This is a genomic window from Psychrobacter sp. ASPA161_6, from assembly GCF_051970285.1.
In the GTDB taxonomy this organism is placed as follows: domain Bacteria; phylum Pseudomonadota; class Gammaproteobacteria; order Pseudomonadales; family Moraxellaceae; genus Psychrobacter; species Psychrobacter glaciei.
The window spans coordinates 300,746-316,191 of the sequence record NZ_JBEFNJ010000002.1; the positions used below are offsets into that span (position 1 = coordinate 300,746).

Below are 15,446 nucleotides of genomic sequence, written 5' to 3' on the forward strand. Positions count from 1 at the left end.
TCGTAATTTCTAATTAAATGTTTCTGTCTTAATGTTTCTTTACTTTAACGTTTTCAATGCTACGTCAGTTGCTAATAGATGGCTGTGACATCAGGCTAAGAATGTGTAGCATAATGTATAAAAAAAGGGAAAACTGGCAACATTGTTCACCAAAAATGTACGTTATTATTATTTATTAACATCTGCTAAAAAATCATGGGAAATTTTACCTATTAAAAAACCGTACCCTGTTACCAAGATACGGTTAGTAAAACTTAAGACTTTATCACTCTATAATCTATAAAAGTCTAACCCTCGACTATTTCGAAGCTAAGACCTGCATGCGTTTCTAGGCGCGTTAACAGTTTGTTGCCCATTGCAGATGCTGGCGTCCAAAACCCACCACAGACATCGTCTTTGCTAATATCTTGCGCTAAACACAAGGCCGCTTGTGCCAGCATGCGTGATGTACTGCCATAGCCAGGATCTTTGTCGCCCGTTACTTTGGTATTGATGGTGTCTTTATTGGCAGTTTGGCCAAAGAGACGAATATCGTAGTAACCATTATCTTGATCAGACTTTGACGGGCCAGAACCAGCTTTTGGTAAGACGTGCTTGGACAGTAGCTCGCGGCTTGGCTTAATCATCATCGCGGTGGCAAATCCTAACAGTCCAGCGCTCAGTGCATAGCTTGACAGCTTACCTTTTATGCCATCTGTCATCCACATGGCTTCGTCATATTTAAAGTCGCGTCCATATTCATAGCCGAGTAGTTGGTTACTGCGATGTACGATACGGGTATTGATGCTTGCCATCACAAAAGGAGCCAACCAGCGTTTGTGCTCACTGTCATATTCTGGCTTGCTGATATTGGCTTGGCGCACGCTAGGCACGTCTTTATCATCATTGAGCAGATAAGGGTTTGCCACTTGCTTACGACGTGATTTATCTTGTCCCACTTCTTCAAAGATGGTCGCCATCGAGGCAATCGTACCACCAGATAAGCCACCTTTCGCCGCTTTTACGCGCATGTGAATCACATCACAAGTGCTATCGAACTGAGCTTCTGCCTGCTGCTGGGTAAAATAAACGCCCAAATCTGACGGGATAGAATCAAAACCACAGGAGTTGACGATACGAGCACCGCTTTGTTTGGCAGTTTCTTGATATTTATCCATCATGTCTTTGATAAAGATAGCTTCACCGGTGAGATCGACATAGTCTGTACCATTTTCGGCGCAAGACTTGATCAACGGCTCACCATATTTTAGGTAAGGGCCGACGGTTGAGATAATGACTTGTGTTTGTTTGGTCATCTTATCAAGACTGGTAGCGTCCTTACTGTTGGCTATAATGATGTCTACTTTGTTCTCAAGCTTGGACTGTAATTCGTTAAGCTTGTCCTCGTCACGACCCGCTATCGCCCACGTGACGCTATCACCATTTTTATTTTTGGCATCAGACAAAAAGCTTGTTAAATAATGGGCGGTGATTTGCCCAACGAAACTTGTCGCACCATATAAGACGATGGTGTAAGGACGCTGTTCGCTACTGGTCTGCTTATTATCATCTGCTGCATTGATAGTCTTTGAGGTATCCGTATTTGTAGCCATATTTATTATCCTTAATAAGTGTTTTTTATATGTGATCTCATACTGAATGGTAGAAATAAAAAATCATTTTTTATATGCCATTGACTCTATTCTAAGACATGTTAACCGTAAGTAGAAACCCGTTAGTGTGAACTGTGATGGTTTATAGCAGACTATAAGAGGAAAATGCTAGTGATTGAGGGGTATTTTACTATCTCTACATATAAATCTCGAAAAGCCAAGAAAAAATATCAGCATATTAAGATTTGCTACAAAGGTTACATAACCTACCGATATTATTACCAAAATGAACGTTTATCGGTGCGAAACATTGCTAATCTATGTTTGTAAGCAGTTATAGACAGTATTAAAAAAAACAACAACTTAAAATGGATATTGGATGAGGTAAGGCAAATATTAGTAACGGTCGTTTATAAGGTCTGTTATATGTGTCTTAGCATCTGATTTTTGATAATTATTGAGGAGAAATCTATGTTTCGCTGGGCTATTATTTTTGCCGTAATCGCACTTATCGCAAGTTTTCTAGGGTTTGGCGGTGTCGCTGGACTGTCTGCAAACTTCGCATACATTTTGCTAGCATTGGCTGTGATCTTGTTCATTGTCGCGTTTGTTAGTCGTAAAATGTAATGATAAGTTGAACGAAATAAACGTTATTCAGTAATAAAAAAAAGTCCTCGATTGAGGACTTTTTTTATGGGGATTTTTTACTAAAGGTATTGCTTGAGGTATTAAATACGTCTCTATATATAAAAGAGGCGAGCTAAATAATTATAAATGTTTGGGCTGAACAATATGTTCCATGCGTTTAGCTAAGCGAATATCAAGACTGGTAATACCGCCCGTATCATGGGTCGTTAGACGCACATCTACGACGTTATAAGTATTGTGCCATTCAGGATGATGTTCGAGTGCTTCGGCGTGAAATGCAACTTGGTTCATAAAGCTTATGGCTTCGATAAAGTCGTTAAATTTATAGCTCTTAATGATACCGTTGCCATCGCGCTGCCAGCCAGCCAAGTCTTCTAGCTGTAGATCAATTTGCTTGTCAGATAAACTACTCATAGTGTTCTCCTTTATTATTATGTTGGATTTACTGGTCGAGTATTCGCTAGCTTTTGGTTATTGGTAGACTTCTCCATTTTAGTAAATGCTATATGGGTTTTATGATTAGAATAGGACAAAAAACCCACCTATATTCGACATCTTGTCATATATTTAACGATAAACATATGATTGTAGATAGCAAACAAATAGGAGGGTAGTGTGGCATCAATTGTTGGATTTTAATAGAGCTAAAGGATGGTATTCGACTATACCAAATCTTGATACTCAGGGTGTTTGCTGATGTAAGAGGCGACAAACGAGCACTGTGGCACGACTTTTTTATCCTGTTCGCGCGCATAGTCTAGCGCATGTTTGACTAGACCTGAACCGACACCGCGTCCACCCAATTCTTGCGGTACGATCGTATGGTCATAGACGAGCTTTCCGTCGCGTTCTTGATAGCTGATATAGCCAGTGTGACCATTGATTGAGGTCTCAAAACGTTTGGCTTGTTCATCATGGACAATATCTAAGTGTTTTTTGTCAATATTATCGTTCATATAGCACTCCATTTTTTATAAGTTTTCGCATTATTAATGTTTGTATGAAATGACTTGTTTTTATAATTAGTTATTTCTTTATGTGAGTCATTGCCAATCTTTATTATGAGTCATTGCTCATAGATATAATAGATACTTACGAATGCTTATGGTAAATACAGATAGGCGAAATGTTACCGTTCATTCTTATAACATCTACTTGGCATAAAATAAGGCGTTTTGCACCACAGGCGGTAGATATTTGCTTAAGCCGCGCATGAGCGGTTCATCTTTTGGTTCGACAACATTATTTGCATGCGCTGGTAGATTGGATTGTGCTTGCAAATGTGCCTGCCATTCTTCTGCACTTGGTTTGCTAAAATGCTTGATACGACCTATTACTTGTTTGAATTGGCGACCAAACCGACCAGTGTTATAAGACAAGCCATACTTTTGGCAGATTGCCTGTACTTGTGGCGCGATACGAGCGTAATGGCGAGCGGGCATATCAGGAAAGATATGGTGCTCGATCTGGTGTGACAAATTACCCGTTAAAAGATGAAACCATTTGCTACCTTGAATATTACTAGAGCCAAGGATTTGACGGACATACCAGTCCCCTTTGCTTTCGTTAGCATCGAGATGGGTGTAGATATGCGCCTGTTCGGTAAAGTGACCACAGAATATCACTGCCCACGTCCAGATATTGCGAGCGATATTGGCAGTGAAATTGCCGCTTAATGTACTTATGCCGCTACGACGCCCCATCGTTACTGCTGCTAAGGCTGGCAAGGCGATATAGTCTTTGCCCACTTGTCGACCGATTTTGGCAAATAAAGCGCGAGATTTTTGCTGCATGATGTTATGCAGATCAGGAGAGTCCGCATACTCATCGGTACTGATTTGAATATCATGAAAAGCAACTGCCCACTCAAATCCAAGTGCCAGTCCTGCGGTACTAAGCAGGTTGTAGCGATCTTCTGGCACCCAAGGCTGCTCGTCAGTCACTCGAATCAAATGGTAACCCACATCATGATCGCGACCAACGATATTGGTATAAGTATGGTGCAAATAATTGTGCGAATGCTGCCATAGTGGGGCAGGACAAACGATGTCCCAATCAAACTGCTTACTATTCAGATGCGGATGCTGCATCCAGTCATATTGCCCGTGCATGACATTATGACCAAGCTCCATATTGTTTAAGATTTTGCTAAAACTTAGTAAGGAAGTACCCAATAACCAAGTCGCCACTATACGTCGTCGTGATGACAGTCGACCTGCGACAGCCAGTAGACCACGTGCCAGCACTTCACTATAGACGACGGTGGTATAAACGCGCTGAATATAGCGAGCATCCTCAGCACCCAGTGAGTCCATCACGCTCTGATACAGAGTGTTTAACTCAGCAGCCAATGCTTCTGTACGCGCTTTTGACAATTGCGAGCCGCTCAAAGTTGGATATAAACCTTGTTTTGGCGGTACAGTCGTTAATCCAGAAAATGTAGGCACGGCAGACTGTGCGGTGAACATAGAGGGTAATAAGCGCATAGATAGTCCTTAACCGAGACTGCTTAGGGTGTCAGACGACAGCGTCGGTCCAATGATTCAAGTGAGTTTTAGCATATAATATGCACCAATGTTAATCTATCGAAATCTGGTACAAGTTGCTGTATTTTAGTTAGTTTACCTAGGGCATGTCATCAATTAGCACATTGATACATTTAGTGGTCTTAAAATGGCTAAATTTTGCCAAACATCGTCAGCAATTTTGTCAATATGTTCATATTTACGGCAATTTCTTCCTTGTTTGGCTGCAATTTTTCTCATTTTAAGCCTCACAATCTAAATGATGACACGCCCTAGGGCAGGTCTTAATTAAACAGTAATAATGATAAGAATAATTAATGAGTGAGCGGGGCTTTATTTTGAGTTCACAAGGTATTTTAAATGCTTCAAAACCGTTAATAAGGCGGTACCAACACTGTAAGTCTATCTATAAAAAATATCTATGAGTCTCTATTAAAAATAGCCGCTTAATAGAAGCAATATGCTTTATACATCTAAAATAACTTCTGTCATTGGTATATTGATACAGGTCTGAATAGATTCATAACCATTGCTGCTCACTTTGCCCGTTTGGATATTTTTGACGACACCGCTTATTTTTTGGCAGCGACACAGCTGGCATATTCCTTGTCTACAACCATAGCTCAGCCGTATGCCTGCTTGCTCAGCCCCTAAAAGCAAGGTGGTGCGACTACTAAACTGCTGCTGTCGCCCGCGTAAATATACCGTTTGTGCTGCTATATCTGCCGTTTTGCTTGACTCATCTGTGCCAACGTTCATATCAGCATCGGTCAATGCCGTGCCAAAATGTTCGATAATCACGTTGTCTCGTAGTGAGTGCTTGTTAGTTAAGCTCTCTTTATCTGTTGGCGGGCTTAGTGTGTCAAGGGCGCGGTAAAGCCCTGCTAATAATGAGGATGAGCCGCAAGCGAATATCGTCGACTCTGCTAATGATAATGGTAGCAGTGATAAAGTATCAGCGTCTAAATGTCGCGTGCCTGCTAGCTGGCTACTGTGGTTATTTGGATCAGTGGTATTAACCATATAATAAGCAAAGTTGGGATAGGTGGTAGCTAGTCGTTGCCAGTACGCTTGAAAAGGCGCTCTTGCCAATGTCGAACGATAATAATATAACAAAGTAACGTGACGTCGTTGTGTCAATGCTTGAGTAATCAACCCTAACATTGGGGTAATACCGCTACCACCAGCGACAAATAAGAGGGGCGACTGCTCAGAGTGTGGCAGTCCACTTTTTTGCTTGGCTAATTTTTCTGATGTATCCGCTAAGGTAAAGTCACCGCTCGGAACGCTACTATTAAATACCGTACCAAGTGGCGCTTGTCTGGTCAGATAGTCCGAAACCAGCCCTTGCGATTTGATAGCAATAGTGACGGTAGCATGTAGAGTATTGCTAGCGCGATCCTCAGTATTATGGTCAGCGTTATTAGCAACACTATTGTCTACAAAGTTCTTAGTGAAAATAGCATCATATAAATTTTTTGGCTGAGGAAACAGCCCAACCAGCGAGTAACTGCGCTGATGATTGATGCCATCGATAGGTACGGTCAAATGAATATATTGACCACCTTGCCAGCTATCGTTGACCGAAAATGCCTGTCGTTTGAATGCCTGATTGACTTCAAATTGCAGCGCAATCAGTTCTTCATTGAGCACTTGCCGTGCCACAAGGCGAAGTTTTGGTGTGGTCAATGACCAAAACGGATGCAGGCGCGACCCAATGAAATCAACGAACGCGCGTTGGATAATCTCAGGGCGGTAGCCGGTCGTCATAGAATACCTTTTATCATATGCTTTTCAATCATTGTAAAGTCGTGCGTTTGACTGCTCACCTAAGTGCTTTTGCCGTTATTTTTATCAGCGTTTATACATATTAGAACAGACAAAACAACTCTACAATTACTGAAATATTTTATTAAGAATATCTAATATCTTAACGGCTATTCATTAATTTTGCGAAAAATTTGCTGCAACTTTTTGTGGAGTTTATAAAACAGAAGCGTATCAGGGTGATATGATTATTGTTCAAATTAGGGCTTATACTGACTATTATAGGCTGCATTCAAGCAAATAATCTTGTGCTGATAGGCGTAAAAACTTGCGCTTATAGGTGCAAAAATACGAAATCAATGCCAAAGAGTGCTAAAGCCATCTACTAGCTTGCAGGGTATGCGCCACAATGCGATAATGGCCTATAATTTGTAACCCTGATTTTGAGGTGCAGCACGCTTGGCATCATTGCTAAGTATGATTTGCTTGCCTCTTCTATGCAGTCTATCGGAGTGTTAATGGCTCAATATATTTACACGATGAACAACGTGTCAAAACTTGTTCCACCTAAGCGTGAAATCCTAAAAAATATCAACCTATCGTTTTTTCCGGGTGCCAAAATCGGTGTACTCGGTATCAACGGCTCAGGTAAATCAACCTTGCTACGCATCATGGCAGGTGTGGATACAGAATTTAGCGGCGAAGCACGCGCGCAAACGGGCACCAAAATCGGCTATTTGCCGCAGGAACCACAGCTTGACGACAGCAAAGACGTACGTGGTAACGTCGAAGACGGCATGCGCGAAGCGTTAGATGCGCTCGCTCGTTTAGATGCTATCTATGCTGAATACGCTGAACCTGATGCAGATTTCGATAAACTTGCTGAAGAGCAAGGCAAAATGGAAGACATCATCCAAACATGGGATGCCCATAACTTAAGCACTCAGTTAGAAAAAGCCGCTGATGCCTTACGTCTGCCGCCATGGGATGCAGATGTTAGTAAACTGTCAGGTGGTGAAAAACGCCGTGTGGCGCTATGTCGTTTGCTATTATCACGCCCTGATATGCTATTACTTGACGAACCGACCAACCATTTGGACGCCGAATCTGTCGCATGGCTTGAGCAGTTCTTGCAGAACTACAGCGGTACTATCGTTGCCATTACCCATGATCGCTATTTCTTGGATAATGTCGCGCAGTGGATTTTGGAGCTTGACCGTGGCCATGGCTATCCGTATGAAGGCAACTATACTGAGTGGCTAGAGCAAAAGAACACGCGTCTAGAGCAGCAGAATAAGCAAGAAGAGTCCTTTGCTAAAGCGCTGAAAAAAGAGCTTGAGTGGATTCGTAAAAACCAAAAAGGCCAACAAGCCAAGTCTAAATCTCGTGTACAACGCTTTGAAGAGCTGAACTCAACAGAGTTCCAACAGCGCAACGAGACGGCTGAGATTTATATTCCACCTGGTCCACGCTTGGGTAACAAGGTTATTGAGATTAATGACATCTCTAAATCATTTGGCGATCGCTTGCTCTATGAAAACCTAAGTTTTAACGTCCCAGCAGGTGCTATCGTCGGTATCATTGGTCCAAATGGTGCGGGTAAAACCACGCTATTTAACATGATTACTGAACGTGATACGCCAGATACTGGAACCGTTGATTTGGGTGAAAGTGTCAAAGTCGCTTATGTTGGTCAGGTACGTGACAACTTAGACGATAGCAAAACTGTTTGGGAAGAAGTGTCTGACGGCCTCGACATCATCACTGTTGGTGAATATACCACGCCAAGTCGTGCTTATATCGGTCGCTTTAACTTTAAAGGTTCAGACCAGCAGAAGCATGTCGGGCAGTTATCTGGTGGTGAGCGTAACCGCTTGCAACTGGCGAAGACGCTAAAGCAGGGTGCGAACGTATTACTCCTCGATGAACCATCAAACGATTTGGATATCGAAACCCTGCGTGCACTAGAGGATGCGATCCAAGTATTCCCAGGTACCGTCATGGTCGTGTCGCATGATCGCTGGTTCCTTGACCGTATCGCCACCCATATCTTGGCGTTCGAAGAAGAAGGCCCTGTTTGGTTCGATGGTAACTACTCTGAGTTTGAGACCTATCGTAAAAAGACCATGGGTGATGCTGCCACTCCTAAGCGTATGAAGTATAAGAAGATTACGAACTAATACGGCTGTTTAGTATATTGCAATCCAATAAAAAAGACCTCTAATCGTTAGAGGTCTTTTTTTGTGCTTCATCTACTTAAGATAACTGGTGATAAATCAATTCCAGCTAGAGATTAGCGCTTGCGCCCAAATTTACGCTGCTTTTTATTACTAATCTCAGTAATCGCATGGGTAATTTCCTCTTCATCTAAGCTGGCGACTTGCTGCAAGATTTGCATCATATCAGGCGTTAGCACGTATTTGGCATGATGCGCAATGTCATGAATACGGTGATCAAAGGTCAGTATGCCCGTTTCATCGTCCTTTTGTAGATAGTCAAGGCGAGTCAAAGCGCTAATAAAGCTAGTAAATAAGGCGCGGTCAAAGAAGTCAGGAATGTCATCCGCATACAGCACAGACAAGCGCTGACCGAGCAAGTGGCACAGATCAACGACTTCGTTTTCAGTCAGGTTGCCAGAGCCTTGTTGAGCAAGGAGGGCAAGCGTCATAAAGTAACGTTCAAGGCTTTGCTCAACTGGTGTTGCAAGCACTTGTAGCTGCTGATAGCATTTGCTATTGGACTCGGGGACGCTAAGTACGCCATCACCCAACTCCACGATCAGTCCATGACTGAGCAGATTATCTACTTTTTTGTTGAGTGTTTCGGCTAAGCCATGTGCTGGATAATATAAAAACAGCTCACTTTGTAAAAATGGATATAATTGCTCGGCAATATTATCCAAACGACTGCGTTCGATACGTCCATTGCGCGCGACTAAAGCAGCTAGGAATGATAGCAGAATAAAGACATGCAAAATGTTATTACGGAAGTAGCTAAGCAGTGCTGCTTGCTTGTCTGCGACCTGAATGATGTCGCCTAAAATATGTGGAATACGTTCGATCAGTTTGAGCTTGACCCCATAATCGATAATCTGCTGCGGGCTCATATCAGTGATGACTGTATCCTCTGAATAAGCTAGCTGCTGAGCAAGACCTTGATAGAGCGCGATTTGCTCACGGCAGATATCTTCATCTAGTGCCGCTTTGGGAGCGGATAGGAGTACTAATGACAGTAACGATACGGGATTGACCACCGCAGCTTTATTGATATGCTGCATGATTTTTACACCGATATTATCGACCATGGCGCTGGTTTTGACATCAAGTGGGGTATCAGTGCGATCAGTCGGTAAGCTATTGGCTGCCACATCGAACTTTGTCATAAAGTCGCTAAGGTGAAGCGGTTTGCCAAAACTTAGATGGACATTGCCAAAGATGCGCTCAATTTTACGACCAACTTTGAGTAAGCCGATTAAAGATTCAGACTCTTTTGGCTTGCCTTTTAGTTCGCCCACATAAGTACCGCCTTCCATAATCCGCTCATAGCCGATGTAAGTTGGAATGAATACCACTGGCTTATTGGTTTGGCGTAACTGGCTGTGTACAGTCATCGCCAGCATGCCCATCTTTGGTGGTAGCAGACGACCTGAGCGTGAGCGACCGCCCTCGATGAAGTATTCGATAGGCGTATTACGAGTAATAAGCGTATGCATGTATTCGCGCAACACAGCGGTATAAAGCGCATTACCACGGAAGCTACGACGAATATAAAACGCCACCGCTCCGCGTAATAGTGGACCTAAGACAGGCACATCTAAGTTATCACCTGCTGCAACGTAAGGGATGCTCAGACCACGCTTGTAGATAACGTAAGACAGTAGCAGATAGTCGACATGACTACGATGACAAGGCACGTAGATGATTTCGTGATCTGTTGCCAGCTCGCGCACTCGCTCAAAATGATGGACTTCTACACCGTCATAAAGCTGTGTCCATAACCATGTCAAAAATCGATCAAAGACACGAATAATCGGGTAGGAGTAGTCATTCACCATTTCATTGGCATAGCCCTTCGCGAGGCTACGGGCGTCACGAACATTGATCCCCGATGCTTCGGCCTCAGCTTCTATCGCATGCTTAATCGCTGGTGAATAGACCAGCTTATCGACCAAGTTGCGTCTGTCTGATAAATCAGGACCGAGCATACTGGCGCGCTGCTTGTCTAGGTAGATCTTGAGCTGTTGTTGCAGCATGCGCACCATCTCACGATTGCCATCGGCAGCTGCGACCAACGCATAACTTGGTACGGTATCCGTCTCATTGGTGCCATCAGTAGTTGAATTGACTGAATCAGTGGCAACAGAATCAAAGACAGCTGGACCTTCTACGTGCCCTTTAAGATTGTCATTAATAAGGGTACGCAAATCTTGCGGTGGATGGAACTGGACAAAGGTATCGCGTCCCATCACCCCAATATTAAATAACTGCTTGGTAATGCTGGGATCTTCCCAGTTATCAGCCGTTAAAAGCTTAAAGAGGGAGTCTTCTTTCTCAGGTGCGCGTCCCCACAATATAGATACCGGCACTAGACGCACTTTTAGCTCTGGATACTGTAAAACAGCAGACACCAAACGAGAAAGGCGCGGCGATAGCTGACTGTCTTTGGCATGGGGATGGTGCAAAAATATGATGGCCGCATTCTCTTTAATATTATGGGCGGCGTCATTTACCCCAACCAATGCTGGTGGCAGATTGTGCTCTTGCGTCTGCAAATCGATCAAAATACTGTTGGAGCGTGAATAATCTTGCAGCACATAAAACCTTAGCGTCTGATCGTCAGTATCAAACTCCGGCAATTCACCCAACAGCTTCGGCTTAACAGCGATATCGAGCAGTTGACCCGATACTTTGCGATATAGCTGATTGATGGGCGCATTCGAGTAAGGCTTAGTCGCAATTGCAGCGTCATCGGTTGCTGCATCGCTGCCTGTCGCTGACTGGCTATCGGTCACGACTGGCGCTTTAAAAATCCGTTTTTTTAGGAACTTATTCTTTAAGAAACTGGGTATCATAATGGATATCAAAATTAGTAAATTGTATTGCCCTCATGATGCCATAAAAGCCATCAAAGCGATATATTGTGTCTGTATATACTGCTAATATTAATACGATTTGGTGACCATTTCGAGAGTTAAATACCGTGTGAGATGCTTAATTATTTGAGGTATAAAGGCTTTAGCGCAATGATATAGTGGCGTAAACTACTACTAAATATCAAACTTTAGATCGCTATCGGTTGAATTGAGGATACGCCCTAATCTTTACTCTCACTTATTTCAATTACATAACCATAAGTTAAATACCTATGACTCCTGCTATCAAACTTGCCAAACAGCGCGGCCTTGATTATCAGCTGCACGAATATACTCACGACAGTAATGCCGCTTCTTATGGATTGGAAGCTGCCGAAAAACTGGGCATTCCATTAGCTCAAGTGTTTAAGACTTTGGTGGTAGCCACTGACAACGGCTCACTGGCAGTGGCTATTTTGCCAGTGGACAAAATGCTGAGCTTCAAAAAAATGGCAAAAGCCTTATCGGCTCATAAATTGATAGCCTGCAAAAAAGTACAAATGGCAGACCCTAAGCAAGTTGAACGTAGTACAGGTTACGTACTGGGCGGGGTTAGTCCCCTTGGACAAAAGAAGCGCTTGACGACCGTCATTGATATGTCGGCTGAACAGCAGCCAACCATTTATGTGAGCGGGGGTCGCCGCGGGTTAGAAATCGAATTACCACCGACACAATTGGCTGCCACTCTTGAGGCCTGTTTTGCTGATATTACCGATGACTAATGGTTAAACTCAGACTTGATATGGACACTAAATTTTCACTCATTATTCACACTTCTTTAAGGATAGACTCATGCCGCATTTAACTATCCAAGTCACGCCTAACGTCAGTCTTGCTCATGAAGAATCATTGCTCAAGTCGCTCAATAAAGTGCTATGGGACAGTGGTCAGTTCAAACAACAAACTGATATCAAAGCACGTATCCTACCCATCCAAACATTTCTGGTGGGTGTGGAAGATGATGAGCAGGCCAATGGATTTATTTACGCGCATCTAAAAATGATGACAGGACGCGATATTGCCGTTCGCAATCAGTTGGCAGAGCTATTGGTCGCAACGATAGAAGATCAGTTGAGCGCCGCGCAATCGGGACGTTCAGCATTGCAGATATGCGTGGAAGTTGAAGAGATTAGTGCGGTCTATCATAAAAAAATGCTTGGTGAATAGTATTATTAATCAATATTTGCCGTGTGCTTTACCGTTACTCGTATTTTAGTAAATCTACAAATACTCGCACAGTGGCTCGCTGGCATACTTAGGTAAGACAATCACTTCAACGCTATAACCTGCCGTTTGACCTTGGGTGGCCATCAGATTACGAGCAATGCGCAATCGATAAATCCCCGTGGCAGGCAAGCAGCCTTGATAAATGATACCGCCTTTGGTGCCATCTTGTGTGCCATTGGGCATATGCAGCACACCGACATTGGCAGTCTCAGGCGTACCAGCAAGTGATGCAATATTAATGATGGCATATTGCCAACTGTTGGCGTGAAAACGATACCAGCGCTCATCTTCATTAGGCTTTAGCTGACCAGTTACCGTGCTACTGATAGCACCTTTAGCAAACTGAATAGGAGTGTCGCTACTTTTAGCCAACGCACTATTCGCGCTAACACCTATTAATGTGGCACTCAGCAACAGCGTTTTTATCACTCGTGCGGTTAACAAAGTGCTCTTGTTATTCATGGACAACATCATCGCCTCCTAACTGAGTTTGTTATCTATCTATTATTTCCAGATCTAGTATTCTCTGACTTTTAGTTAAGCATAAAAAAGCGCCTAAATAATAGGCGCTTTTTTTATCAATGATTGATGAATTTGTTTTTGAACTTAAATCTTAATCTAAGAAAGCAAAGTTTTCGATTTTCATGGCAGTCATGCTGCTGCTTGGTGCAACCATACCTTCGGCGTGACCTGAGGTACGTGGCAACAGTTTATCGAAGTAGAACTCAGCAGTTTGGATTTTGGCTTTGTAGAACTCTGGTGATTCTGTGCCGCCATTTTCAAGCTTGTCATAAGCGACAGCCGCCATACGTGCCCAGTGATAACCCATCATGACATAGCCTGAGTACATCAAGAAATCGTCTGATGCTGCTGAGATGATTTCACGGTCTTTACGAGCCATTAGCATCAAGCGAACCGTTAAGGTATTCCACTCAGCACAAAGCTTGGTCAATGCCCAAACGAATTTACGCATGTCTTTATCAAGTGCATACTCGCCACACCATTTCATGATGCTTGAGGTGTAATCGCGGATGATTTTACCTTTAGACTGCAAGATAACCTTACGACCGAGCAAATCAAGTGCCTGAATACCAGTCGTACCTTCGTACATAGTAGCGATACGCGCATCACGAGCAATCAGCTCCATGCCCCACTCTTTGATATAACCGTGACCGCCATATACTTGCTGACCGTGTTTGGCCGCTTCAATACCTAGCTCAGTCAAGAAGCCTTTGAGGATAGGTGTATAGAAGCCAAGTTTATCATCCCATTTTTCAAACTCTTCATCATCACCATTGATGATGCCTTGTGCCATTTTATCAGCATAGCGGGCTGAATGATAAATCATCGAGCGACCGCCTTCAGCAAAGGCTTTTTGGGTCAATAGCATACGACGGACATCGGCATGATGAATGATCGCATCGGCTACTTTCTCAGGATCTTTAGTCCCTGACAACGTACGCATTGAGCGACGATCTCTCGCATAAGGTAGGGCGTTTTGGAAAGACAGCTCAGTGTGCGCCAAACCTTGGATGCCAGTACCGATACGAGCGGTGTTCATAAAGGTAAACATGGCTTTTAAGCCTTTGTTTGGCTCACCAATGAGGTAACCGACCGCATCATCAAAGTTTAGGACACAAGTTGCTGATGAGTTGATGCCCATTTTGTGTTCAATAGAACCACAAGAAACGCCATTGCGCTCGCCAATTTCGCCTTCAGCATTCGGCAAAAATTTCGGTACGATAAACAATGAAATACCACGTGTGCCTTCTGGTGCGTCCGGTAGACGTGCTAGCACAATGTGAATGATGTTATCTGTTAAGTCATGCTCACCACTTGAGATAAAGATTTTGGTGCCGCCCAGCTTGTAGCTACCGTCATCTTGTGGAATGGCTTTCGACTTTACTTGACCCAAGTCAGTACCACATTGTGGTTCAGTCAGACACATGGTGCCTGCCCAAGAGCCTTCGACCAATTTATGTAGATAAGTCTCTTTTTGCTCATCTGTACCATACTGTAAGATGGTGTTGATACAGCCTGTAGATAGACCAGGATACATTGCCCATGGCCAGTTCGCCGTACCGATCATTTCAGCTTTAATTAGGTTCAATGAAGTCGGTAAGTTCATACCACCGTATTGTTCAGGATAAGAAATACCTTGCCAACCGCCTTCTACAAACTGGTCATAAGCGTCTTTGAAACCTTTAGGGGTTGTGACTACGCCATTTTCAAAATGACAACCTTCTGCATCAGCTGGCTGATATAAAGGTGCCAAGACGTTTTCGGCAAAATCTGCCATACCTTGAAGAATCATATCAACGGTTTCAGGGTCAGCGTTTTCGCCATTGTCTAAGCTTTTATAATGCGTTTGATAGTCGAACACATCATTTATTAAAAACTTGATATCACGTAAAGGTGCTTTGTAAGTTAACATAGTCGGTCTCTTTGGTTAATTCGCTGTCGTAGACTTAGGATTGAAAACCAGAGTTTATTCGAGCGGATGTTTGCTTATTTTGATACAAATGAATGATATTGTAGATGGTGAGTTAAACTTAT

Annotated in this window: 12 protein-coding genes; 4 read left to right on the forward strand and 8 right to left on the reverse strand. The window is 43.2% G+C overall.

Annotated elements, in window-relative coordinates:
- Positions 1 to 287: 287 nt before the first annotated feature.
- Complete coding sequence (locus ACTQ9T_RS07345; RefSeq protein WP_440464635.1) at positions 288 to 1,592, reverse strand: saccharopine dehydrogenase family protein; 1,305 nt, start codon at positions 1,590 to 1,592, stop codon at positions 288 to 290.
- A 471-nt stretch (positions 1,593 to 2,063) separates the two neighbouring features.
- Between ACTQ9T_RS07345 and ACTQ9T_RS07350 the strand changes: the two genes are divergently transcribed.
- Positions 2,064 to 2,219 (forward strand): DUF1328 domain-containing protein, encoded by a 156-nt coding sequence (locus tag ACTQ9T_RS07350; protein WP_010200882.1) that lies wholly within the window; start codon positions 2,064 to 2,066, stop codon positions 2,217 to 2,219.
- Between the two features lie 141 nt (positions 2,220 to 2,360).
- Here the strand turns inward: ACTQ9T_RS07350 and ACTQ9T_RS07355 are convergent, their stop codons facing one another.
- The 4 genes from ACTQ9T_RS07355 to ACTQ9T_RS07370 form a co-directional block, all read right to left on the reverse strand.
- The gene (locus tag ACTQ9T_RS07355; RefSeq protein ID WP_010200883.1) at positions 2,361 to 2,654 is read right to left on the reverse strand and encodes a 4a-hydroxytetrahydrobiopterin dehydratase; all 294 of its coding nucleotides are present in this window, start codon (positions 2,652 to 2,654) and stop codon (positions 2,361 to 2,363) included.
- A 248-nt stretch (positions 2,655 to 2,902) separates the two neighbouring features.
- Entirely contained in the window at positions 2,903 to 3,196 is a 294-nt protein-coding gene (locus tag ACTQ9T_RS07360) for a GNAT family N-acetyltransferase (RefSeq protein WP_189583406.1), read from the reverse strand.
- 195 nt (positions 3,197 to 3,391) lie between these two features.
- Positions 3,392 to 4,726, reverse strand: coding sequence for a fatty acid desaturase family protein (locus ACTQ9T_RS07365; RefSeq protein ID WP_440464636.1), 1,335 nt, complete (start codon positions 4,724 to 4,726; stop codon positions 3,392 to 3,394).
- 504 nt (positions 4,727 to 5,230) lie between these two features.
- A complete protein-coding gene (locus tag ACTQ9T_RS07370; RefSeq protein ID WP_440464637.1) occupies positions 5,231 to 6,535 on the reverse strand; it encodes a flavin reductase family protein in 1,305 nt (434 codons plus the stop codon).
- Positions 6,536 to 7,050: 515 nt separating this feature from the next.
- On the opposite strand from ACTQ9T_RS07370, the gene ettA reads away from it, so the two are divergent.
- Positions 7,051 to 8,712: an energy-dependent translational throttle protein EttA gene (ettA, locus tag ACTQ9T_RS07375; protein ID WP_010200887.1), complete on the forward strand. Its 1,662-nt coding sequence runs from the start codon at positions 7,051 to 7,053 to the stop codon at positions 8,710 to 8,712.
- Positions 8,713 to 8,825: 113 nt separating this feature from the next.
- Here ettA and plsB read toward each other — a convergent pair whose 3' ends face one another.
- A complete protein-coding gene (gene plsB / locus ACTQ9T_RS07380) occupies positions 8,826 to 11,603 on the reverse strand; it encodes a glycerol-3-phosphate 1-O-acyltransferase PlsB (RefSeq protein ID WP_440464638.1) in 2,778 nt (925 codons plus the stop codon).
- A 293-nt stretch (positions 11,604 to 11,896) separates the two neighbouring features.
- Here plsB and ybaK point away from each other — a divergent pair, with 293 nt between their 5' ends.
- The gene (gene ybaK / locus ACTQ9T_RS07385) at positions 11,897 to 12,385 is read left to right on the forward strand and encodes a Cys-tRNA(Pro) deacylase (protein WP_440464639.1); all 489 of its coding nucleotides are present in this window, start codon (positions 11,897 to 11,899) and stop codon (positions 12,383 to 12,385) included.
- Positions 12,386 to 12,455: 70 nt separating this feature from the next.
- Positions 12,456 to 12,830 carry a 5-carboxymethyl-2-hydroxymuconate Delta-isomerase gene (locus tag ACTQ9T_RS07390; protein ID WP_440464640.1) on the forward strand — a complete coding sequence of 125 codons (375 nt, stop codon included), beginning with the start codon at positions 12,456 to 12,458 and terminating at the stop codon, positions 12,828 to 12,830.
- A gap of 54 nt (positions 12,831 to 12,884) precedes the next feature.
- Here the strand turns inward: ACTQ9T_RS07390 and ACTQ9T_RS07395 are convergent, their stop codons facing one another.
- Together ACTQ9T_RS07395 and ACTQ9T_RS07400 are read right to left on the reverse strand one after the other, a co-directional pair.
- Complete coding sequence (locus ACTQ9T_RS07395) at positions 12,885 to 13,352, reverse strand: hypothetical protein (protein ID WP_440464641.1); 468 nt, start codon at positions 13,350 to 13,352, stop codon at positions 12,885 to 12,887.
- Positions 13,353 to 13,503: 151 nt separating this feature from the next.
- Positions 13,504 to 15,324, reverse strand: a complete 1,821-nt coding sequence (locus ACTQ9T_RS07400; RefSeq protein WP_440464642.1) for an acyl-CoA dehydrogenase C-terminal domain-containing protein — start codon at positions 15,322 to 15,324, stop codon at positions 13,504 to 13,506.
- Between the last annotated feature and the right edge of the window lie 122 nt (positions 15,325 to 15,446).